Source organism: Mastigocoleus testarum BC008 (genome assembly GCF_001456025.1).
Taxonomy (GTDB): Bacteria; Cyanobacteriota; Cyanobacteriia; order Cyanobacteriales; family Nostocaceae; genus Mastigocoleus; species Mastigocoleus testarum.
Window position 1 is genome coordinate 49,537 of record NZ_LMTZ01000131.1, and the last position, 24,840, is coordinate 74,376.

Here is a 24,840-nt window from a genome sequence, read left to right on the forward strand (position 1 = left end):
CATTGACTTGACTTTGTGATAACTTTATATAAACTTCATTTTGCTTGCAAAGAACACCGTAAACAGATATATATCAAGTAAAAATAGCAACTTATTTATATTAAGTTTTACAAAAAACTTCACATCATTAGAAACAACTTATGTTTAGGGAATGTTCGAATAATATGCGTCGTTTTCTTGCAGTTTTATTTATTTTTAGTTTGACTTGCAGTCTATGGCTTAGTTATCTTCCTTTACCATTTTCCTATTCAAAATTTTTTCAGATAGTAGTTGCTCAAAGACCTCAAGCAACTCAACAAGTAGAGAAAGGTATTAATTATTATCAAATAGGAAATTACAAAGGCGCAATTCAAGAATGGGATAAGGCTTTAGAAGCCTATCAAAAAACTGGTAATTCAGCGAATATTGCAATTATTAGTGAAAATATTGCTCGAGGATATGGAGCTTTAGGTGAAGGAGAAAAAGCCTTAGAAAAATGGGAAGAGCTAGTAGTTTACTATAAGAATTCTGGGGAAAGAAAATTACTAGGGAGAGCGCTAACAGAACAAGCGCAAGCATATAGTAGCTTGGGTCAGCCTTTGAAAGCTATTGAGATTTTACATGGCTTAGATCGGGTAAGAACTGAAAATATAGAGCTTAAAAAGACAGAGAGTCGAAAAAATACTGCTCTGCAAATTGCGAGGGAGGAGAAAGATAAAAAGGGTGAAGCAGCAGCTTTAGGTAGTTTAGGTGATGCTTATCGTAAGCGAGGTAATTACGATAGAGCAATTGAATGTTTACAACAAGCTTTATCTATTAACGAAGAAACTTACGAACAACCTTTGCTTAATAGTCTGGGTAATACCTACACTGGAAGAGCCCAAAGGTGGAATTTGCGTTCTCAGTCTGCAAATAAACTGGATATTCCTAAGGCTGATGAATTTAAGCAAAATGCTGAAACTGATTATCAAGAAGCGAAGAATAACTTTCAGAAGAGTCTTGAAATTGCTCAAAAAAAGGGCGATAGCTTCGCTCAAATGCGATCGCTATTATCTTTGATTCAGTTAAGTTATACCTCACGAGAGTTTAGAATATTCGACCGAAGTGAAGTAGATCGCAAAATCCAAGAGGCTTTAGTTCTTTTAAAAGATTTACCTAATACACGAAATAAAGTATATGCTGCAGTGGATTTAACCAATCTACCAGCAGTAGATTCTCAGGAAAAAATAACTTCACCTTTAACTCAATGTATTTCACCACGTCGAATCACGGACATACGAGCAAAAAATTTGCTTGAGGATGCGCTCAAAACTGCTGAAGAGATGAATGATAATCGTTCCAAGTCTTTTGCTTTGGGAGCGTTAGGTCATTTTTATGAATGTAATGGTAATAATCAATATGAAACTGCTTTAAGATACACTCGTCAAGCTTTATTAGCAGCGGATCAAAAATTAAAAGCTAGAGATAGCGTGTACTTGTGGGAATGGCAAATTGGTAGAATATTCCGCAAGCAGGGAAAATCTCCTCAAGAAATTGCTGATGCTTACCAACGCGCATATCTAACTTTAGAGGAAATTCGTGGCGATATTCTCAAAGCAGATAAAGATTTACAGTTTGATTTTAGAGACGTAATTGAACCCGTATATCGAGATTTAGCTGAATTAAGGTTAGAGTTAGCATTACAGAATGAGAATAAGTTAAAAGTATCACAAGCAAGAAATCTACAAACTAAACAAGTTAATACCAATAAAACATCTAAAAACAGCCTTAAAACTCAAGAAAATCTAGATAGTGCAATTCAAACTATTGATTCTTTACGGTTAGCAGAATTACAAAACTTCTTTGGTAATGATTGTATTTTAGCGGCAATTAGCAAACAAGCAGTAAATGAATTAGTGGGGGAAGACACTGCTGTTCTTAGCTCGATTGTTGTTGATAAAGGCGTAGCAATATTACTCAGTTTACCTGACGAACGACAAAAAGTTGAATGGGTTGAAGACAACGGTAAAATTATTGAATCTCAAATTATTGAAAGTGAAATTAAGAAATTTCGTGATGGACTTAAAAGAGGACAAAGTCCAATAAAATACAATACCGGTGAAGCAGAAAAACTATATCAGTGGTTTATTGCTCCTTTTAAAAACGATTTAGAAAACAACAACATCAAAACCTTAGTTTTAATTCAAGATGGTATTTTACGTACCATACCAATGGCTGCACTTTACGATAGTAAGAATAAAAAGTATTTAATTGAAGAATATGCTCTTGCTACTACCCCAAGTTTGAAACTAACTGCACCCAAAAAATTGAATACGCAAAAAAATAGTGTCTTAATTTTAGCTTTAACTGAGGAGAGTAGTATTAGTGGTAAGATATATTCCGCCTTATTTAATGTTGAAGAAGAAGTAAGTGAAGTTAAAAATTTATTTCCTCAGTACAAAGATTTTGTAGATGGAGAATTTCAACCATCTAATGTAGAAATAGAACTAGAGCAAAATATTTATCCTATAATTCATATTGCAACTCACGCTCAGTTCGGGACAATCCCGGAAGATACTTTCCTAATTGCTGGAAGAAAAAATGATAATGACCCAGACAACGAAAAACTAACAATTGATGAATTAGAAATAGTACTTCGTAAAGTTAAAGGTGGTTCTCGCGCTATTGAATTGCTCACATTAAGTGCTTGTGAAACAGCTTTTGGTGATGACCGTTCTGCGCTTGGTTTAGCAGGAGTTGCTCTACAGTCAGGAGTCAGAAGTGCTGTTGCTTCCCTATGGACTGTTGCTGATGCATCTACATCAATCTTAGTATCAGAGTTTTATAACAATCTTAAGTCAGGGAAATCTAAAGCTGAGGCTTTACAAGCAGCACAAATAAAGTTGATTAAAGCTAAAGAATACCCGGAAGTTAATAGACAATACGATAATCCTTATTATTGGGCTCCATTTATTCTTATTGGTAATTGGTTATAGCGCTATGCGCAAATAAAAAGTCATTAGCATAGCGTGTCCGTAGGACATAAGTTCAAATTAAAAAGTAAAAACTTGAACATTAAAACTTAAACATTAAAACAGACCGAGCCTCTGGTGACCAAAATTTTACTAGTAATAGATCTGAAGATTCGTCAATTAACCATTACCAATTACCCATTACCAATTACCCATTACCCATTACCAATTACCAATTACCAATTACCAATTACCAATTACCAATTACCAATTACCAATTACCCATTATCAATTAAAAAAATCATGATGAAAAAATACCTCATACACAAATTATTTGTAATTACTTTTTTAACATTATTTATAACTATCTCACCGTTGTCAGTTCTCGCAGCTTACGTTCCACCACCAGATCAAAAAGAATCTAGCGATTATTCTAAACCTGGAGGTCGTAGGGGGTGTGATACCAGCAAAATACCTTTAACTGTTCTTGCTCCTAAAAAATACGTTGGATACACAGCTTCTAGTCATCCAACTTTTGCTTGGTATTCCTCTGGTTCTGAATCAGTAGAATTTAGTTTATTTAAGTTTAATAAGAATGGGGATCCAGAACCACTAGGTTCGCCAATTAATACTAAAAAAGCACCAGGAATTCAAACTTACTCATTACCTAAAAATCAACCTGGATTACAAATTGGAGAAACATATCTGTGGCAAATTATTATTACATGTCCTCAGGGTCTTGTATTGAGTAGGGCTGAATTTACTCTAGTTCCATTAACAACAGAGTTATCAAAAAAGATAGCAAGAACTTCTAACGAATTAGATAGATTAAATTTATACGCACAATCGAGTTTATGGTACAACGCTTTAGCAGAAGCTCTCATATTAGCTAAAACTAAAGGATTAACTAAACCACTTTCAAGTCTTTTACAAAACGTTGCAACTGGAGATATTCCCCATGAAAGAATAAATTTAACAAAACCAGAAATTGAAGGATTAAAAAAACATGTGGATAATTTACAGAATATTGCAGCGATCAAAGATATTCAAATCAATTAGTTAAGTAGGTTAGTAAGAGAATTATAACTTGTTTGTAATAGCGCTTTAGCGCTAAAGCGCTACTACGAGCCAAATAAGAATATTTTATATTTATTTACATAGTTYACTTTTTTCCCACCTACTTACTTATCAGACTAAGTAATATTATTTTTTGGTAAAAATCAATCGTTTTAATATAGGTAAAATATTTATGCTTATTCTGTAGCGATCGCGATTTAAATTCCATGTAAGCTCACATGAAGTACCTTTGGGATGAGTTGATTTGCGATTAAATCTACCTCCTAGCTCCTTTGCTAAAAATTTAGAGTTTTTTGTACCTTTGTTCTCTTTATTAGAGGAAAGACCTACTCCGTTATCTTTAACAGTGATAGTGTACCAACCATCTTCATATTTACCTGTTGCATATAAACGAGTAACACCTTCTGCATGTTTACCAACATTACATATAGCTTCTTCAAGAAACTGACATAATTCTCGTTTCTTTTTAATATTTAAGTATTTTTCTTCTATAGGGTCGAAATCTCTGACTTTGGCCTTTAAAGTTTGAAAGTGTGGTAAATTACGTTCTACACTATTACTATAAACTTCATAAAATAAGTCATTAATTGGACGTTTTAAATCTATTTTTGAGGAATTACCTAAATATAAAGTTTCTCCTCTGTTGAGAGTTTCAATTTTTAAATTTTCCCCAACATCTCTAATTTCTTGATTTAAATGTTGTAGTTTTGAGTGTAATTCTTTTGCTTGGAAATTATAATTTTGTGTTTCCCTCATTAAAGCTGCTAGGGTTTGCAAAGGTCCATTATGAATCGATGTAAATGTAAAGTCTATAGCTTCCTGTCTGATAGCAATTTGTGACTTCAAACTGCGATCATATTCGTAAAATGCAAAAGCGCTTAACCCCACAGCATTAATTCCCAATATTAAAACAACAGGTGCGACAGGAATCCACCAACCGATCATTAAACACAGATAACTTATACTGACAAAACAAACGATTGTAATACCAACTACAAGTAAATTTTTAAACGCTGATTGGGTTAATCTTCCTAAAGCAATTCCTAAAATTCCCCAAGCTACAATCCACAGATATTCCCAAATATCGGGTAAAGTCACTATTTGTGGTCTATTATTTTCAACCGTACTGAGAAGGTGACTAATAACGTGAGCGTGGAAATCTACCCCATAAATTCCAAGGTGATGTCTATAATCAGATACCGCTGAAGTGTTAATGAAATCTGGTTGACTGGGTGCTGTAATCCCAATTAAAACTATGCGATCGCGTATTAGTTGAGGATTAAAATTACCTTTTTCTAATTCATTGAGGGATAGGGTTGGAAATATTTTTTTCCCACTACGAAAGTTGACGAGAATTTTTACCCCTCCAGCATCTGTACCAACATACCCTCCAGTATTAGGTAAAAAACGAGTTAATTCAGTTTTCCCAAATCTCATTGCATGGCGATCGCGAGTACCATTTTCTAAAGTTATATTTTTGCTAGCTAAATAAGTTTTTACTAGGTGTAAAGGAAGAGAAAATTTATAACCTTCATTACTTGGATTTCCGAGTAGTGCTCGTCTGGAATTTCCATCTCCATCAATAATAACGTCTATAAAACCGACTCTTTCGGGTGGTAATGCGGGTGGAGGAGGAGCTTTATCTTCTCCTAAGATTACTTCAGCACCAAATATATTTTTATATTTCTGAAAAACTTGAATTAGTTCATTATTACCTGGTGGTACTTGAATATTTCTAACAATATCTAAACCTATAGCTTTTGGTTTATAACTTTGGATTTTTTCAATCAGTTTAGCAATATTTCGATCTGGAATAGGATAGGTTCCAATAGAGTTAATATCTGCTTCGTTAATCCCAATAATGGTAATTCTATCATCTCTTGATTCAGCCGGACGCCAGCGTAAAAAAGCATCTAGGGTCATCCATTCGAGGAATTGTAACGAACCAGTTAAACGAGCTAATATAACTAGGAAAATTATGATTAAACCTGGCAATGCTCCTACTCGCCAAATATTAAGTTCATCCTCAATTTTCCCCCAGATACTTCTTAACACTATTTTAAAACTCCAAATTAATTTCTTAATAAATTAATCGATTAAGCGTATTATTCACTAATCAATCAATCCTTCCTTTCTGGCTCGAATTTCTGTTTCAATGCGAATATTTTTTCCCTCCTTTTTGCTATATTCTGGGTAGATACCCAAAACATCTTGAATCTTAGTCCAGTAATGACGCACCATTCTTTCTGACTTGAACATTTTTTGTGCGATCGCCTTATCTTGTAAACCTTCTTCAAAGGCTAATCTCAATACTTCTAACCATTCTGGTTTTACTTCTAATTTGGTTTTCAAATCCTTAGTGTGGGTTACCCCCTTGAGTGACAAGTCAACCCTAGTGAGCATATCCGCTTCTAATAGTCCCTTATCAGCAACGGTAAAACCACCATGGTGAGCATCAATATCGTGCTTAATTCTCACCAAAGCTTTTATATAACTGCTTTGCACCATTAAATTCAGATCGGGATATTCTTTCATCAACTGTTGTAGCAATTTAATACCCGTTTCTATTTGGGATATTTTTCCATTTTCTTCAGGAATGGAAAGGTCTAACACTACTAAATCTGGCTGACATTTTTGAACTTGAGATAAGGTATCCTGTGCAGTTTTCGTGGTCAATAGTCTTGCTTCGGGATACTGTTTTTTCAGCACTTCTAAAGTTCCACCAAGGATTAAGTTGTGGTCGTCAACTACTAGAAAAGTTAGCAGTGCTTGCTCCTGTGCTTGTCCCTGTAAGTTATGAATCATTATTATCCCTCACTGTTTACGTCTTTGCTGATATGGGATCTAAAATTGCATCCATATTTTTACAGTAAGACTATATTTTTGATTATTAAAGTGGTGCTTATGCAAATTTAATCACTATTTCCAGACAAGGGGATGGGGAATTTATGCTATTAGGATTGCAGAAAACTGTATTGACTTAATCTGAATTTTGATAATTCAATTGCACAAAACAATTTATCAAGAACTTCAAATTACAAGAATATAGCAATCATATTTGATTTACGAACAGATAAATCCTGTAGAGATGTTGCAGAGGCTAACGTCGACACCCCACCCAGCCCATGCTCTGCAACATCTTACAATATTGATTCTCATGAATGATTCATCAGGGTACACGTTAGTGCACCCCTACCGTTAATAAAAAGAACGCTAGTGCTTACAAATATATCAGTGCGATATCTACTTCATCCAAACGAAAAGCTCTGAGTATCTTTTTTTCGTAAGCGTTTTTCAAGAAAGGTAATATCTGCTAACAGGTCTATTAATTGAGAAAAGTAGCTCTCCTCAGTACTACTTTCTTGTTCAGTTTCAGTGTCTTGATTAAAGTAACTTTTTTGATGACTACTATTTATCTGATTACTGCTCATTTCCCCATTAACGCAACTTTCTCGACCGTTACTAGTTATTTGACTACCACCTACGTCCTGAGCAATATTACTTTCTTGGTCGCTACTTACCTTATATTCCTCCCGGTTGTTATTAACTTCTTGGTCAGATTTTTTTTCAATGGTTTGTTTCATAGTTGCCATTTCATAATAATCAAGACCATTTTGAGCTTTAGCTCTAAGCTTATCCAATCGAGAATAAAGCTCCTTAATTCGCGTCGAATTGAAAAAATAATATTGCAAAAAGTTAAACAGTAGGTTCAGTGAATTTATATCTGGGATAGCATCAATCTCAAGTTCCAATTGTTTGAGATCTTTTTGAATATCACTTATTAACTTTTCATAAGCTTTCATCTTTTTCATGACTTTTAAATCTTATTAGTTGTCTATTAATACAGTTTTTAATTTCGAAAAATTCTTTCCCACAAAGAGCCATAGGGAATTAAGAACTTTGGTTTTTTCGAAGCAGGAAACATAGGACGAATTAAACCGGTAAAAGACCAGATTAAAACCTTGGCTGCTAAAGTACTAATACCCTTTGTAAATCTTTGCCAAGCGTCCTGTAAATTAGCCCAAAAGCTTTTTTCTACTAAGGTTGAATACGTTTCATTATACTTAGCTGCTAGTATATCAAAATCGGTTTGAATACTGTATTTTTCTGTTTCTAATTCACTTGCTTGATTATTTGAAATATAGTGAGATTTTTGTTGCATTCCATGAATTTTAGTTGTAACTACCTCTACAGTATCTTGACATTTTTGAATTCGTATCTCCATTTTTTGTAAATAATTAAGTAGCTTTCTACCTTCTTTATCAAAAATAGAGATATTTAGAACTTGAGATTTTAAGTCAATGACTTCATTTATCAAAGAATCAATTGTGTTCCTAACTGACTGTACTTTGTTCTTCAGTTCAACAAAACTCATAAATCTTATTCCTCATTAAGCTGGAATATATAAATATGTGATGGCTTTACTTTCTGTGTTGATACTAACAAAATACTATTTTTATATATGAATAATAATGACTAATTATGTAAATGTTATTACATTTTTATGCCACAACTATTTCCATAAATTATTGCGGTTTAAAAGATATTTGAAACAGGCAAATATTCAAATAAATTCTAATATAAGACACAAACACAATTTTTATTGCAACTCGAACGTAATATAACGTCAGTTCGAGTTAAGAAGTGTCTCAATTACGCCAGAACGATTGCACAAAACTACATTTCGATAAGAATTGGCGTACTTTACTCTATGAATAGAGGTTGACTGAGGGAACATTAATGACGCTACCAGATAATATCTTTGTGTGTTTTTCTCTCAACTAAATTGCTTCTTTAAGGTTATTTACAAACTTTCTTATCTGCTACTTAGGGGTTAGGGTTATGAAAAATCAATTTAAGTACATCAAACAGTTAATAACCGGCGCTATAATTACCTCAACAATTTCTTTTTCAGGTGTAGAACTAGCACAAGCTCAAAGAACTTTATATAGTTGTCCTGAAGCTAATGTCGTTAGAGTAAGAATCCCCAAAACAATAAATAGGTCAGTATCGTCTACTAATGGATTACAGGTTGTTTCATTTCGTAAACCAAGATTTACTGGCTTGGAATCAATTGATATTTTTGTTGATGGTGTCAGTCTTGGAACTTTTCGCTTACCCTTGGTGCTTGACGCTGGAAGATTAGCTGTTCAATATCGATTAAGAACAAACCCTTTTTCTGGGAAAGTGGAGCAGGAACAGATACTTTTTGTTTGTCCTCCCTGGGTCGCTATTTGATATTAATTTCCGTTAATTAGCGCTTATTAAAAGCTTTTGAGAAGAATCTCCACATCAAAATATAAAAGCCTAGGAATCATTAGGAGCAGTTTCGACTCAAAACTATTTTCCCATCAGGTAAGCGATAAACACCATCAGGTTCAATAATGGGGTCTCCCTTTTTCCAGTTCCTCAATGTTGTCTTAGGAATACCACGCACATTATTAGTAGGATATCTAGAAATATCTGCATGACCAGGAGCTTCAGCAAAACCACTAGAACCAAAGACATTGAAGGTGCTACCAGTATCGCTACTTCTTGCAATGCAGGTTTGGGAAATTAAGGCGTTAGTGTCTATTTGGTTTTCAGGTAATTCTGTGATGCTGTTTTGGATAAAGGTGGTATCGGGTATTCCGGTAATATTTCCTGACACTGTTCCGCTAGCATTAACATCTACACGGTCATTTAGATCGAGATTATTAAGATTGTCTCGGTTCGCGATCGCAGAAGCAGGAAGAAACTGCGATGAACTGAAGAAACCATCTGTATTAAAGGTAATGTCACCACCTTTACCATCGTTTGCAAATGAGAGAATATCACTGTCATCAAGAGCAGTGATAGTATTAGCAGTGAGGTTAATGTTCCCACCTCCACCTTCACCACTATTGACGTTAGTGCGGATATCGCTGTCACCAAATAGGTTAATATTCCGACCTTTTATATCGATCGCACCACCAGAAGATTGTTCAGAGGTGGTTGAAATTTCACCATTTTCGGCTATTAAAGAGTTGCGTAGATTAATATTTATATTTCCAGCTTTACTTAGTCCTTGACTTTGAGCCGTTATTTGAGCTTCATCATTAATAGAAAGGGAATTTCCTTGAAGATTAATAATACCTCCGTCACCAGTGGAATTTGAGGCAGTGTTAGCAAATATCCCACTGGCGGATCCTTCATTGAAGATGATATCGCTAACTTGTTGAAATCGCACGGAGGGGTTATTTAAGATAAATTTCTTGGCTGCTTCTGAACGCTGTTGAAAATTAGAATCAACACCTTTAAGAGTGATATTTTCTTTTACATTTAATATAATTTCTCCTGCGTTACCGCGATCGCGAGTTGCGGTGACGATTTGTCCACCATTAACTGCTTCAAAGTTTTTTGCATTGATGGAAATTTCACCAGCATCACTAGCGTTAGAGGTACTAGCGCCAATAATTGCACCTTCCGTTATTCGTAGATTATCTGTTTCAACAAAGATATCTCCGGCTGAACCTGAAGTTCCTTTTTCTGTAATAGTAAATAATGCGCTAGAAAAACCATTTCTACTAACTCCAGAAAGTGTTATTTTCTCAGATGCATTAATTTTGATGTTTCCCGCATCTCCTTTTCCACTGGGAATAATATTTCCTTGATTATCTCTGCTTTGGCGAAAGATAATAGAATTAATTTGAGAGCCGTTAAGTAATGAGAGGAAATCAGTCTCAATATCAATATCACCGCCTTTTCCTACCCCTCCTGGTCTGATACCACTGTTAATCACACTAGTGTTAAGTTGAATATCATGAGCATTAATAAATATATTGCCAGCATCTCCTTGTGCTTGAGTCAAGGTAAGTATTGATGCATCATCTATTAGAAATAGACTTTTAGTAGTAATGTTGATGTCACCGCCGTTACCAGTAGCATTCTCATCAACATCACTACTGATAAAAGTTCTACCGCGCATCAAAAGACGTTCCGTTTCTATTGCTATATTTCCTCCATCACCTTTTGCAGAATTTGGCTCCCTTGCATCTCTTTCCACTCCTGCAAAGATACCAGTAGAAAAAAAGTTGGGTAATGATGTATTAAATAAATCTATTTCTTCGGCTTTAATTATTATATTTCCAGCATTCCCTCGACCAAAAGTAGCAGCTTGTATTTTACTACCATCACTTACACTTAAGCGCTTGGTTTCTATTGTGAGATTTCCTCCCTGTCCTCCATTCCCATCTCTATCTACTTGGGAAAATAATCCACCAGGAAACCCTATTTGTTCATCGGGAGGAACTTCTCCTTTAAGTTCTACAAAATTAGAAGCACGAACAGTCAAATTCCCAGCTTTCCCCGAACTAAATGTAGAAGATCCAACTTGACTATTTTCAACAATGAAATTTCCTGTTTCTATAACTATATCTCCTGATTTTCCTGAGCCAAAAGTAGTAGATACTATTCTTGAATCATTAGTTACAGATGTAGAAATAGAATTTATATTCACATTACCCACATTTCCTACTCCAAAATTTGTAGCGCTTATTCTTCCACCATCATCGATCGCAGTGGACTTTGCTTTAATGTTTATATCACCACCATTACCAATAGCATTGGAATTTAAATTATTACTAACTTCACTAACTTGATTTGCAATAGTTATTTTTCCCAAAGCATCCAATTTAATATCTCCTGCTTGAGCATTAGCAGAACCATTATCTTGATTTACTCCCCCACAAGCTGGATCTGCACCAATTCCCGCACAAATATCACTACCATCTAAAATGTTTAAATTTTGACCATAAATTGAAATATCACCACCATCCCCAGCAGTGACATCAACTTCAGCAAGATTGAGAAGAGATACATCTACTCGTTTAACACCTTCAGGGAATACCAAACTAAAATTATTATCAATAGTATTTAAATTTATTTTTCCTGTTTCACCTAATCCACCGATTTCTATTCTTCCACCCGGTGCTCTTAATCTTCCACCATTAAGTAAAATTTTTCCTGTTGATGTTGTACTTGGGAAAGTATTACCTCCAACTAGTAACAAACTTTTACCAGTTGGAACAGATAGGAATGCTTGACTTTCAATAGAATTTACTGGTTGATTAGCAACCTGATTAAAAAATAAAGCTGACGGATTTACCGTCAATAATTGTGGTGTTTCTGGTTTACTCGCACTAAAAAACCCCTGTTCCCCAAATTGCAGTGCATTCGCAGTCGTCCCTACAAAAGAACCAGAAACATCCAAACTTGCATTTTCACCAAACACAATCCCATTGGGATTAATCAAAAAAAAGTTGGGATTAGAAATCACACCTCCATCATTAGAAACTCTAAGAATTCCCAAAATATTCGAAGGATTATTACCAGTTACCCGAGTGAGAATATTTTGAATGTTATTACTGGGATTAATAAAATCTGCTGTTCTTCCATCTCCAATATTAAATTCTTGAAAGCTATGGAATAAGTTCTTTCCCCTGATTGCTCCACCACTAATCCGATCTACTGGGGAACCACCAGAATTTAAAACTTCAACCCTTGAATTTTCATTTCCCAAAGTATTATCAGGTACGATATTTTGTGCTGAAACCTTACTACCTGAAAATACTATTATTTGGAGAAAACCTAAACCAAAGGCTCCCAAATAACCTAAACACTTCAATATTTGTAAATTGATTTTATAAATCACTATTTATAGACTCCATATCAAAGCATCAAAATTCAGGAATAATTAAGGACACTTATGAGCTAAAACAATCTTTCCATCAGGTAAACGATATACACCGTCAGGTTCAATAATGGGGTCTCCCTTCTTCCAGTTACCCGATGTTGTCTTGGGAACACCACGAACCTGATTAGTAGGATAATTGGAAATATCTGCATTACCTGGACTATGAGGAAATCCACTTGAACCAGTGATATTGAAGGTGCTACCAGTATCGTTACTTCTTGCAATACAGGTTTGGGAAATTAAGGCGTTGGTATCTATTTGATTTTCAGGTAGTTCGTTGAGGCTGTTTTGAATAAAAGTGGTATCGGGTATTCCGGTAATGTTTCCTGAAACTGTTCCACTGGCGTTTATATCTGGGCGATCGTTTCGATCCAGATCTTCTGGGTTGGCGATCGCAGAAACAGGAAGAAACTGTGAAGAACTGAAGAAACCCTCTGTATTAAAGGTAATATCACCACCTTTACCATCCTCAGCAAAGGAAAGAATGTCGCTGTCATCGAGAGCGATGATAGTATCAGCGGTGAGGTTAATGTTTCCACCTCCACCTTCACCACTGAAAACATTGGTGCGAATATCACTATTACCCAAAAAACGAATATCATCAGCAATTATGTTAACGAGACCACCAAAAGATTTTTCAGAAGTTGTTGTTATCCTACCATTTTCAGCTTGTAAAATTTTGCGTAGATTAATGTTTATATTGCCAGCTTTTTGATCTGCAGTGGTGCTAGAGTCCAAACTTGCACCATTTTTAATGAACAGCGAACCAGCCTTTATATTGATCTCTCCCCCAGTACCTACACCACCCTGACGCACACTACTTCCAATCCCACTACGAATAAACCCTCCACGTACTCCTTCTGCTATTCCATCTAAGGTTAGAGTATCCCGTATATCAACATTTATATTTCCTGCATCCCCCTCCCCACCGGGGAGAGTATTCAATGCTTCCCCAACCAAACTTAATAATTGAGCACCTTTGCTTAGCGATAACGAATTTGCTGTGATATTAATTTCTCCACCATTACCTTTTGCTCCCGCTTCTACAGTGCTCAAAATTCCTGAATCATTAATGGAGATGGAGTTATCAGCTTGCACAAATATTTTCCCTGCATTACCCCTTCCTAAAGTAGGAGAACCTATCTGAGCTTTATTATTAAGGGATAAGGAACCTACTTCAATTTTTATATTTCCAGCTTTACCTGTTGCTGCTCTATCAAGACTGCTGGCGATTTGAGCAAAATCAGTCAAAAATAGTTCGCCTGCTTTGATATTGATACTACCGCCATTACCGGTAGCTCTTTGATCTACAGCAGTGGCAATACCCCCAATTCTATCAATACCGGTTAAATTATCTCTTTCAAGCGGTTTCCCACTAATGATGGCTGTATCAAGAACCTCAAGATTAATATTTCCAGCATTTCTATTTTCCAGAGTTGAGTCATTGACAGATGGTCCGCGTATTATAGCTAGAAGTTGTGAACCATCCTTACTGGAAAAATTTCCAGTTTTTATATTGACTTCACCACCATCACCTATTGCTCCAGAACCCACAGAACTGAAAATAATGGATTGATTGAGTAACGAGACTGAATTATCTGCTTGAATGTTTACATTACCAGCATTTCCTTCTCCAAATGTACTAGCTGAAATTTGTCCACCAGATAAGGAAAGTGAATCAGTGTTAATGGTGATATCACCACTTTTTCCTATGTTTCCTCTTTCTAATCGGCTAAAAATACCAGTAGATGAAGTGGTAATAGAGGGATTAGGACTAGGATTTCCTACAAGGGAGACAAAGTTATCAGTTTTGATGAATATATTTCCTGCTTTCCCATCCCTGAAAACGGCAGTATTTATCTGAGAATCACTACTTAGGGATACTGAATCTCCTTCTATACTGATATCTCCATTACCAATACTATTTCCTGTTACAAGACTTTCTATGAAACTACCATCTAAATTCACAAAATCATCAACTTTTACAGATATGCGACCGACATTATTCTGAGTAGCAATTACTCCTATGGAACTGCGATCTCTTATTGTTAATGAACGGCCAAGAATATTAACATTGTTACTTAGACCTACTAAATTTTTTATTTCTATAGCATTATTAGCTTGCAATTTTAAATCACCTGAAGTAATTAGCTGTCCCTGCAAATCTAAATTATCAGCAGCTAGTGTCAAATCTCTTGCTCTTGTTAAATTTCCCCGATTAACAATATTCCTTGTTTGTGAAGTGACCTGATTAAAAAACAATGCAGATGGATTAATTGAAAGTAAATTACTTTTTTCTGGTTCTGTTGCATTAAAAAATTCTTGCTCACCCAGTTTAATTCTGCTAGCAGTAGTCGCTGTAAAAGATCCTTGAACATCTAACCTTGCATTTTCACCAAAAACAATCCCGTTAGGGTTAATTAAAAATAAGTTGGGATTGGAGGTAATTCGCGGAGTGTTAAGAATTCCAATAGTTCCCAGAATATTAGAGGGATTATTACCTGTAACACGAGTCAGGATATTTTCCAGATTGTTATTAGTATTGAGAAAATACGTTCCTCTTCCTTGACCAACGTTAAATTCTTGAAAGCTGTGAAATAAATTTTTTCCTCTAATTGCTCCACCACTAATAGCGTCGATAGGTAGACCATTGCTGTCCAAAGGTACAACTATCGAATTTTCATTTCCTAAAGTATTATCAGGTACGATGTTTTGTGCAGAAACTTTATTAGCTGAAAATACTATTACTTGGAGAAAACCTAAACCAAAGGCTCCCAAATAACCTAAATACTTGAATACTCGTAAATTGATTTTATAAATCACAATTAATTCTCAAAAGAATGCTTGTAATTGTCAGTTAAATAACTCATAAGTTATGCCCAAAAGTAATTTATCATACATATAAGTTGTTATAAATAACATGCTAATAATTGGTTGCTAATTGAAAAGATAAGCAGAAAAAGAGAGTACAGTTAAAAAGCTGAAAGTCAGTTGTAAATAATATTCCACTTCTTACTCCTGTCTTCTGACTCCTAGATTCTGCTGTATTTACAAAACTCAAAATTTACAAAACTCACATCTGTCCGTAGAGTCAAGCGCGTCTTCAGACCTGAAAGTGTCAATTACTGCTTAATATTCATGTCTCAGTACAAATCATTTCGCAAACCACCTTAGCTGTTGCAGGTGCGAGTAAAACACCGTTACGATAATGTCCTGTAGCTAAAATTACATTATTAAAACCCGGTAAACGCTCAATGATTGGTGCGGGACGACCTTCCGGACGGGGACGTAAACCCGACCAATTTTTAACGATCGCAGCTTTGGCTAACTCGGGACAAAATGTAATAGCTTGCTGTAAAACATCCTCAAGTAATTGTTCGTTGGGGGGTATTTCCTTTGCAGAGTTAGCAAACTCTACAGTTGCACCCACCCAGTATTCGGTAAATTCTGACAAAACACCCGCCCCAACCGGGACGACATGCACATCATTTCCTGTAATTATTGGTTGGAATTGAGGATTTCCCAAGCAGTGACCCAAACGCAATTGTAGAGCTTGTCCCAATACTGGACGAATATCAACTGTTTGATTTAATTCTGTTGTAATTGCTGTGGAACCAAGTCCAGCAGAAATAATAAACCAATCAGCAGTAATTTTCCCTTTTGTTGTCGCCATTTCCTTTTGGGAACCCGAAGCTGATGGAGATAACTCTCCGGAGACGGTAACATCAAATTTAAAATCTACACCCCTTATTCGAGCAGCTTCAATCAAAGCTAAAGTTAATGCAGTAGGGTCAATTTGTAGATCTTGAGGAGAATAAATTGCACCCGTAACCTGATCTAAATTAACTTGAGGACAATGTTTTTGTAGTGTAGTGGTATCCCAAATTTCTAATTTCCAGCCTTGAGATTGACGAATTTCTTGCAGTTTTTGCCATCTCTGCAAATTATTATCTTTTGCTTTATCTTCTTTTAAGTTCTCATCTTCCAAGCAAAGACTGAGAATACCTTGACGGTTACAGGGAATTTTACGTTTGATAATTTCCTCTAGCTCTGGAATTAAACTTCCATAGCGCTGAACGCTTTGTTGTCGCAACCGCCAAGCTCTACTCTTAACTTTGTGGCTAATAATCCCCATTAAAACCCCCAAAGCTGCACCAGTAGAACCTTGAACTGGTTGTTGCTTGTCGACAACCGTTATTTTTAGTCCTTTCACTTGGCTGAGTTCGTATGCGATCGCCGCACCAATCACACCACAACCAACAATCACAACATGACTCATGATTTTAATTTCTAATTTTGAACTTCAACAGCAGGAGAGGAACAAGCTCAAATACCAAGGGATCGTCCTTCCCGTTCAACAATTATAAAATCTGAGAAACTACCCCAATTTGATGCGCCTTCGCGCATCACATGCATTATTGGATTATGTTACAAAGATAGGATTAAAATATTGAGAGAATAAAATTCTTCATTTAAAATTTATTTTTTAAGCGGCAATCCCAGACAAACAAAGAATTAATGAATTTTATTCGATTCAAAACAATAAATAAAAAATGATTTTAGTTAGTCTATTATTTTTGTCAGCTATAGCCGAGTTTAACGACGAAAATAAGACCTATTAAGATAGTTAAAAGCAATAACCAAACGACAGAAGCTGTGCGAGTTATTTTCTTGGCGGTATTATTTTTCCACCATTCCTGAGGACGGACATCCTGAATCCAAAAAGTTGCGATCGCGGCTAGGTTAAGACAAGTAATGTTAGTTGATACTAACACTGTTGCGCCTAAAGCAGGGAACCATAGTCCAGAACCAATCAAGATTCCTAAGACTACCAGTGGAGGTAATAGAGCTACTGAAACCATTACTCCAACTACAGCACTTTTTTCCCCGGTGGTAAAAGAAATTGCACCAGCCACACCGGAAGCAAAAGCAAGGGCGACATCGGATAAATCAACCCTCGTTCTTAAAGCAACTTCACTCATATTGGATAAGTCTACTGATACAAATATCCCTAAAAGTATTGAGAGGGCTAAAGCAATCAAAACCTGCGTTAAACCGATAATAAGACTTTTTCTTCCTAAGGATACATCTCCTAAAGTAGTAGCTAATCCTAAAGCCATATTTGGTTTGAGCAAAGGTGCTACAACCATTGCTCCAATCACTATGACTTCACTACCTCGGAGCAGGCCAATAGCTGCAATAATCGTAGAGAGGACAACTAAAAGAATTTCCGTCCAGTTAAGACTAATACTTTGAGCTACATCAAGATAAATCTCTTCTCGATAAATGCGAGAGGATTTTTTTTGATCGACGTCTGGTTCTAGTTTTTCTGGTTCGGGTTGGGGAAGAGAGGCTTCGACTGGTAAAAGCAATAGTCGAAATCCATCCAAATCGGAAAATTTTTGTGTTAGACAATCAACAACCGGCTCTACTTGTCCTTCATGGAGCAATATTTTAAGCAAGAATCCCTCTTCCGGTAGTGAGATATACCAACTTTTAACGAAAGGATGGGGCTCAAGAAATTCTTTTACTGGCTTCTCCTGTGACTGTGGTAAAAATACTTCAACTAAACGTAAGCTCATTTATTAATTAGTTTACTGAATCTTATGTTTTTACTTAAGCATATTACTTTATACTTCTGACATCTAGCAGAAGTAGACAAAACTCAAATCCACAGAGAGAGAATTTTAGCGAGCTAATTTTCTAGAGGTGATTCTTATCATTAATTTTTCTTACGATCTATAGTAGTGCTGAAGAAAATCTTACCTTTAGAAAAATTTTTCATCCCTAAGGTAGAGATAATGTTATACCTAAGTACTCAATTGCAATCAAAAAATTAATCAGATAACCAAGTAATATTGATTCCCTCGAGAGAAGTAATTATTTATATCCAAATTATAGGATTAAATTACCGATATATTTAAACAATAAAAGTGTTGAGGAGAAAAATATAATTGATAAATAATTTAATATACAGAAAACTTAAATCGAAACGTTAAATCTCTAATTTGTTCTGGAAGGATTGGGGAATATAAACATCGCAAGTTTTACAGTTCGTCGCATTTCTAGATAAAAATCAAGACAGCAGAAATAAATATGCTCTACAGTACAAGAATGATACAAGAATTTGTAAGTTCGGGAATATTAAGTTCAGGAGTATGGTTGGGACAAGTTATTGTTCAACCCAGTACCGAAACTACTAGAGATGCTGCTTTTATATTCAGTGGACCACAATTTCTAGCAGCTTTAGTCGCTGGGGTGGTGTTAGCATTCGCCTTTCAATTACTATTAACTAATCTCGGTGTAGCGTTGGGAATATCCTTAGTTGGTGGTTCTGGTTATACAGATGACGACAGTAAAGAGGAATCTAACAATTTTGGTAGCACTATTCGTAAAATTAGCTTAGTTGTGGGCTTAGGAACCCTGATTAGTGTTGCGATTTCTCTATTCACTGCTTGTAGTTTGGCAGTCAAGCTGAGTTTATTTGTTTCTCCCGTATCTGGAGCAATTGTAGGTTTAGTTATTTGGGGAACCTACTTTTCTTTACTGGTGTGGGTAAGTTCGAGTACCGTTGGTTCTTTGATTGGTTCGGTGGTGAACACTGCAACATCAGGCTTCCAAGCAATTGTGGGTACTGCAGCAGCAGCTATTGGTGCAAAAGCTACAAGTAAGCAGGTAGTAGCAACTGCAGAATCAGCAGCAGCTGCAGTCCGTCACGAACTAGGCTTAGCACTTGACCCAACGACATTGAAGGAAAATGTCGAAGAATATCTAGAATCCGTGCGTCCTCAATCTATAAACTTGGAAAAAATAGCTGCAGATTTTGAGGAATTACTTGAGGATGAAAATTTGCAAGAAATTGTAAATAGCGATCGCATTACCGATATTAACCGCGATACTTTCGTACAATTAATTGCTAACCGTAACGACCTATCTCAACGGGATGTCAATCGCATTGCAAATAAGTTAGAGCAGGTATGGCAAAAAACAGCTAAGAAAATTCCCGCACGTCCAGATCGAATGACAGAATTTGTTGACTATCTCAAGTCAGCAACGCGGGAGGAGTTAGTTGGTAATAATTTTGCCGAGAAACTAGACGATTTAGTTGGAGAAATGCGCAAGCGTCGCAAATCCCAAGAATCTCAGGGTGGAATGATAGCTCAAGCTGCAACAACAGGCTTTAATGGCTTAGCTGGTGTAGTTATGGGACGGACCGATTTATCCGATATCGATGTAGAAAATATTATCAGTAAACTGCAGCGAGTAGGGGACCAATTAGGGGAACAAACTGATAAGGTAGCGACAAAAGTTGGTATCAAAGAAGCTACACCCCGCAGCACCGTCCGTGCAGATATTGAAAATTATCTCCTTAATGCTTATCCTTGGGAGTTAAAACCTGAAAACTTAAATCTTGAGTTTCGCGACCTAATATACGATCCGAGTGCCGATCCTGGTATTATTGCTAAGGACCTAAGGCAAATCAACCGCAGAGATTTTGTTAACTGGCTCCAAGAAAAAGGAATTTTAACCCAAGCAAAAATTCAAAAAACTGCTAATCTTTTAGAAGCAATTCGCTTAGAAATTCTGGGAGTAGCAGAAGCAGCACAAGCTAGAGAAGCAGCGATCGCTGTATTTGCAGAAGCAGAAGATTATCTTCTCAACACCCCAAAAGTAGATTTTACTCCTGAAAAAATCCAGTTAGAATTTAAAGAAGTTTTAGCAGACCCAGATGCAGATTACGAACACTTAAATAATCGCTTAGCTCAGTTTGACCGTCCCACCTTGGAGCGGATTTTAGAGCAGCGCAAAGATATGGACCGGGTGGAAATCTCTGCGATCGCAAATGAGTTAGAAATTGCACGGGATGCTGTTCTCAAAGAAGCTTCAGAAACCTTTGGAGCGGCTAAAGCCAAAGCAGAGAATCAATGGTATAAAGTTCAATCCTATTTGCGAGAAACTGGTAAAACAGAACTTAACCCGATGGCGATCGAACGGGAACTAAAGCTACTTTTAAACGATCCCCAAGCAGGTACAGCAGCATTAAAAGCTAGAATTTCTCAGTTTGACCGGGATACCTTAGTTCAATTACTTACTCAACGTAACGATTTAACTCCAGAACAAGTTGATGATGTAATTGACAGCGTAGAAGATGTTTGGACTAGGGTGCGCTATACTCCCGAACGTATTGCGAATAAAGCTTTAAGACAATACCAAGATGCAAAATCAGCAATCGGTGAATATCTGCACAGTACTGGAAAAGCAGAACTCAATCCGGAAGGAATTAAGCGAGATTTAACTCTACTTTTAGATAATCCAAAACTTGGAGCTGCAGCTATTAAACGACGCTTAGCAGCAATGGATAGAGATACCTTGGTACAGCTTCTGAGTCAAAGAGATGACTTAAGCGCACAGCAGGTAAATCAAGTTATTAATGAAGTGCAAAGTACCCTGCGTGATATTGCTAAAGCACCTAAGAGAATTGCTCGTCGCGCTCAGTCGACGATACAAAATTTTCAGGGCTCTATTGCTGAATATCTGCGTTCTACGGATAAAGAAGAACTTAACCCGGAAGGAATTAGACGGGACGTGCAACTGCTTATCAATGATCCCCGTGCAGGGATGGAAAATTTGCAGGAGCGCCTAGCTCAGTTCGACCGCTCTACTTTAGTTGCTTTACTCTCCCAGAGAGACGACTTATCAGAAGAAGAGGTAAACCAAGTTATTGACCAAATCTTATCTGTTCGGGATCAATTCCTCGCGCAATTGCAGAAAATTCAAGAACGGGTTCAAAGTGTAATCGATAATCTTCTGGAAAAAATCCGCAACTATCTTAATAGTTTAGATCGTCCAGAACTACAATACGATCGGATCAAAGGAGATGTTCAGATCTTATTTGATGACCCCCAAGCCGGATTTGAAGCATTACGCGATCGCTTCTCTCAAATCGACCGTAACACCCTAATCGCTGTTATGGCTTCCCGAGACGATATCTCTAAAGCTGACGCTGAGCGCATTATTAGACAAATTGAAAGAACCCGCGATCGCGTCTTACAAAGAGCAGAGCGCATTCAAAAAGAAGCTCAAATACGCTTAGAAGAAATTAAATTAGAAGCCAAAAAACAAGCAGAAGAAACTCGCAAAGCTGCAGCTGTTGCTTCTTGGTGGCTATTCTGTACAGCTTTGGTTTCTGCGATCGCTGCTGCAACCGGTGGAGCTATGAGCGTTACTAGTTAAGTGATAATTTTAAGTCTTCCGACCGAGGTAGCATCAATTCCTTTGCTATGAGAAAAACTTCAGGAACTCCTTAAAATCAAAATCTAACAGCGGGTTTTAACCTGCTGTTTTTTATCTACAAATAAATCAAACAATTAGAATTATATTTGTTGATTTATCTTACCCAAGATACTAAATATCTGTTTCTAAAGACAATTGAATCAATTAATTAATTAAGAATACCCTTAATTTAAGGTATATCGTCCTTTATATATAAATTTATTAGCTATTCAGATAATCATTAGAATGAAAACTATACCTTTCCTTGGAAAGATTCTCCTAAAGCATTTTAAGTAGAAACTATATATATACTACTGAAATTGAGATATAGCATATCCTGAATTAGCAAACTTTTCAGTTCAAATATGCACTTTTCCAAACTAGAAAGCAGTATAAATTAAATCTGTAAGTATAAACAGTAAATAAGTATGGACATTAAACAAAAAAACAAAATCAGGAATCATAAATTATGAAAAAGAGAAAAGTACAAGTAGGAAAGGTTGCTGATTTGTGTAACGGTCAAATGCAGAAAATAGAGCTAGAAGAAGGAAATATTTTATTAGCTCGCATCAAGGATAAGTTTTATGCTACTGGTGCAAACTGTACTCATTATGGCGCGCCTTTGGAAACAGGAATTTTAAACGGTGAAAGAGTAGTTTGTCCCTGGCATAATGCATGTTTCAATATAGTTACAGGCGACCAAGAAGAACCGCCTGGCTTAGATGCTTTATCCCGTTTTCCCGTCAATATCAAAGGTGAAGATGTAATCGTGGAATTACCAGAAAATTTTGCCTCTCAAGGCCCACCAGAAATGGCAAAATATAATCCAGAAGCAGATAATCGCACCTTTATAATTTTAGGAGCAGGTGCAGCAGGTAGTGCAGCCGCAGAAACTTTACGCTCTTCCGGGTTTCAAGGACGACTGATTGTCTTGAGTAAAGAGGATATCTTACCCTACGATCGCACTGCGCTCAGCAAAAGCTATTTGCAAAACCATCCCTCTAAAGAAAGTTTAATTTTACGTTCTCAAGATTTTTACGAACAAAACGATATTGAGGTTTATACCCACAAAAGCGTCAAACAGATTGATGCATCTACAAAGTCAATAACTTTTGATGATGGTACTAATTTGGAATATGACGCTTTATTAGTTGCTAGTGGTAGTAAAGCCCGTCAGTTAAATATTCCTGGTGCGAACTTAGAAAATGTTTTCACTCTGCGCAAAGAGTCAGATGCAGAGAAAATAGTTGTAGCTGCGGAAAATGCTAAAACTGCAGTCGTCGTTGGTGCAAGCTTTATCGGAATGGAAACAGCTGCAAGTCTTGCACAAAAAGAAATATCTGTAAAGGTAGTAGCACCGGGTAGTATACCTTTTGCCAAAATACTCGGTGAGGAGATAGGAGATATGTTTCGCCAACTCCACGAACAACATGGCGTTGGTTTCCATATGAATACAAAGGTTAAAGAAATTGAGGGAAATACTAAGGTAGAAGCTGTAATTCTTGAGAATGGAGAACACCTCAAAGCAGACATAGTAATTGTAGGAATTGGTGTAGAACCAGTAACCGACTTCTTAGAAGGTATTGAATTAGAGCCTGAAGATCGAAGTATTCCAGTAAATGAATATTTGCAAGCTACTGAAGGTATTTATGCTGCAGGGGATGTAGCCCGTTTTCCCGAAGCAAACTCAGGTGAGATGACTCGTATCGAACACTGGCGACTTGCAGCGCAACATGGGCGAATTGCTGCTCGTAATATGTTGGGACAACAAATAAAATTTGCCAGTGTGCCATTTTTCTGGACTGGACAATTTGATGTCAAATTACGATACACTGGACATGCCCAAGATTGGGATGAGATTATTTTTCAAGGCGAAATTGAAGAGCAAAAATTTTTAGCATTTTACGTCAAAAATAATCAAATTCTAGCAGTTGCAGGTTGTGGAAGAGATAAAGATATTGCTGCAATTACCGAACTGATGCGCCTCCGAAAAATGCCAATACCTAAATTTGTCAAAAATAACTCAACTGATTGGGTAAAACAACTTGGGGGAGGGGTTAAAGATAGTTCAAAAACATTCACAAAGATGACTTGAATCAATAGTTGTGCGATATCAATTGAACAAATAATAATTTAGATCGAGCCAACTCCGCTAATACGACCACGAGTAATATTATGTTTGCGTAATTACTTACTATTAAATACGCAGTAGGTAAGGAAACTGGGTAGCAGAGGAGAAAGGGTTTTCGGTTTTTCGTACAGGTGCAGAAATTATAACTAATTCACTGAACATGATGTGAAATAGCATTGGTAACTGAGGGTTAATTAACAGAATTGGGCAAAAATTTTCTAATTTAGCCGAAAATTTAAATAGAGTTGACCTTTAGGAAAAGCCAATTAATAGCAAACTCTGTTTTGCAGAACCAGAGTCTGTATGCAGATTTTAGTCATGTGGACTGCTATATATCTTCCGATAGGTCACATTCTTACTTTTGGTAGGTTATATTCTTGCGACAATAACTATTTATCATCCTCACAAATAGACTATGGGGAAGATGTATATATTTAGTAATTTAAAGAGTATATAAGATACGAGCAAGAAAAAAACTCAATTAAAAGTAACTATAAATAGAAGATTCAATTTTTTATGTTTATAAAGTTCATCTCAGCAGCTACGCTTACTAGCTTGTTCTTAATTACAGTTCAACCCCTCAGAGCAGAAAAACCGGTTCCCACAAATGTGTCTCCAAATTCCACAAATGTATAGCAACCGCCAGGTTAGCTAGGACGCTAAAGTCAAGACATGCTCCATGGCTTCTCGCAGTGTTCCAAAATTCTCGAGTTGTT

The 24,840-nt window shown here is 36.4% G+C and carries 13 protein-coding genes; 5 read left to right on the forward strand and 8 right to left on the reverse strand.

All coding sequences use genetic code 11. From position 1 onward, the window contains the following. Nucleotides 1–164 precede the first annotated feature (164 nt). Both BC008_RS34830 and BC008_RS50850 read left to right on the forward strand, forming a co-directional pair. Entirely contained in the window at nt 165–2,954 is a 2,790-nt protein-coding gene (locus tag BC008_RS34830) for a CHAT domain-containing protein (RefSeq protein WP_235595984.1), read from the forward strand. 114 nt (nt 2,955–3,068) lie between these two features. Then, entirely contained in the window at nt 3,069–3,989 is a 921-nt protein-coding gene (locus tag BC008_RS50850) for a DUF928 domain-containing protein (protein ID WP_058184298.1), read from the forward strand. A gap of 144 nt (nt 3,990–4,133) precedes the next feature. On the opposite strand, the gene BC008_RS34840 is transcribed toward BC008_RS50850, so the two are convergent. From BC008_RS34840 to BC008_RS34855, 4 genes are all read right to left on the reverse strand, one after another. Continuing rightward, the gene (locus BC008_RS34840; RefSeq protein WP_036267443.1) at nt 4,134–6,062 is read right to left on the reverse strand and encodes a sensor histidine kinase; all 1,929 of its coding nucleotides are present in this window, start codon (nt 6,060–6,062) and stop codon (nt 4,134–4,136) included. Nucleotides 6,063–6,119: 57 nt separating this feature from the next. After that, entirely contained in the window at nt 6,120–6,812 is a 693-nt protein-coding gene (locus tag BC008_RS34845) for a response regulator (RefSeq protein WP_027845666.1), read from the reverse strand. A gap of 443 nt (nt 6,813–7,255) precedes the next feature. Then, nucleotides 7,256–7,819, reverse strand: coding sequence for a hypothetical protein (locus BC008_RS34850; protein WP_161938198.1), 564 nt, complete (start codon nt 7,817–7,819; stop codon nt 7,256–7,258). Between the two features lie 38 nt (nt 7,820–7,857). Then, entirely contained in the window at nt 7,858–8,382 is a 525-nt protein-coding gene (locus BC008_RS34855; RefSeq protein ID WP_027845664.1) for a hypothetical protein, read from the reverse strand. Between the two features lie 467 nt (nt 8,383–8,849). Here BC008_RS34855 and BC008_RS34860 point away from each other — a divergent pair, with 467 nt between their 5' ends. Further along, a complete protein-coding gene (locus BC008_RS34860) occupies nt 8,850–9,245 on the forward strand; it encodes a hypothetical protein (RefSeq protein WP_058184300.1) in 396 nt (131 codons plus the stop codon). A 79-nt stretch (nt 9,246–9,324) separates the two neighbouring features. Here BC008_RS34860 and BC008_RS34865 read toward each other — a convergent pair whose 3' ends face one another. From BC008_RS34865 to BC008_RS34880, 4 genes are all read right to left on the reverse strand, one after another. Continuing rightward, complete coding sequence (locus tag BC008_RS34865; protein ID WP_058184302.1) at nt 9,325–12,678, reverse strand: two-partner secretion domain-containing protein; 3,354 nt, start codon at nt 12,676–12,678, stop codon at nt 9,325–9,327. Between the two features lie 42 nt (nt 12,679–12,720). Then, complete coding sequence (locus BC008_RS34870; RefSeq protein ID WP_058184305.1) at nt 12,721–15,543, reverse strand: two-partner secretion domain-containing protein; 2,823 nt, start codon at nt 15,541–15,543, stop codon at nt 12,721–12,723. Between the two features lie 313 nt (nt 15,544–15,856). Next, the gene (locus tag BC008_RS34875; RefSeq protein WP_027845204.1) at nt 15,857–16,999 is read right to left on the reverse strand and encodes an NAD(P)/FAD-dependent oxidoreductase; all 1,143 of its coding nucleotides are present in this window, start codon (nt 16,997–16,999) and stop codon (nt 15,857–15,859) included. A gap of 301 nt (nt 17,000–17,300) precedes the next feature. Then, on the reverse strand, nt 17,301–18,302 hold the full coding sequence (locus BC008_RS34880) for a TIGR00341 family protein (protein ID WP_027845203.1): 1,002 nt from the start codon (nt 18,300–18,302) through the stop codon (nt 17,301–17,303). Nucleotides 18,303–18,816: 514 nt separating this feature from the next. Here BC008_RS34880 and BC008_RS34885 point away from each other — a divergent pair. Both BC008_RS34885 and BC008_RS34890 read left to right on the forward strand, forming a co-directional pair. Next, nucleotides 18,817–21,954: an MFS transporter gene (locus tag BC008_RS34885; RefSeq protein WP_235595985.1), complete on the forward strand. Its 3,138-nt coding sequence runs from the start codon at nt 18,817–18,819 to the stop codon at nt 21,952–21,954. Nucleotides 21,955–22,462: 508 nt separating this feature from the next. Continuing rightward, nucleotides 22,463–24,088 (forward strand): FAD-dependent oxidoreductase, encoded by a 1,626-nt coding sequence (locus tag BC008_RS34890; RefSeq protein WP_058184307.1) that lies wholly within the window; start codon nt 22,463–22,465, stop codon nt 24,086–24,088. Nucleotides 24,089–24,840 lie beyond the last annotated feature (752 nt).

Bases quoted from the DNA above. Each gene is read 5' to 3' on its own strand.
- BC008_RS34830 (WP_235595984.1), top strand. From the start codon at position 165: ATGCGTCGTTTTCTTGCAGTTTTATTTATTTTTAGTTTGACTTGCAGT.
- BC008_RS34845 (WP_027845666.1), bottom strand. From the start codon at position 6,812: ATGATTCATAACTTACAGGGACAAGCACAGGAGCAAGCACTGCTAACT.
- BC008_RS34850 (WP_161938198.1), bottom strand. From the start codon at position 7,819: ATGAAAAAGATGAAAGCTTATGAAAAGTTAATAAGTGATATTCAAAAA.
- BC008_RS34855 (WP_027845664.1), bottom strand. From the start codon at position 8,382: ATGAGTTTTGTTGAACTGAAGAACAAAGTACAGTCAGTTAGGAACACA.
- BC008_RS34860 (WP_058184300.1), top strand. From the start codon at position 8,850: ATGAAAAATCAATTTAAGTACATCAAACAGTTAATAACCGGCGCTATA.
- BC008_RS34875 (WP_027845204.1), bottom strand. From the start codon at position 16,999: ATGAGTCATGTTGTGATTGTTGGTTGTGGTGTGATTGGTGCGGCGATC.
- BC008_RS34880 (WP_027845203.1), bottom strand. From the start codon at position 18,302: ATGAGCTTACGTTTAGTTGAAGTATTTTTACCACAGTCACAGGAGAAG.
- BC008_RS34885 (WP_235595985.1), top strand. From the start codon at position 18,817: ATGCTCTACAGTACAAGAATGATACAAGAATTTGTAAGTTCGGGAATA.
- BC008_RS34890 (WP_058184307.1), top strand. From the start codon at position 22,463: ATGAAAAAGAGAAAAGTACAAGTAGGAAAGGTTGCTGATTTGTGTAAC.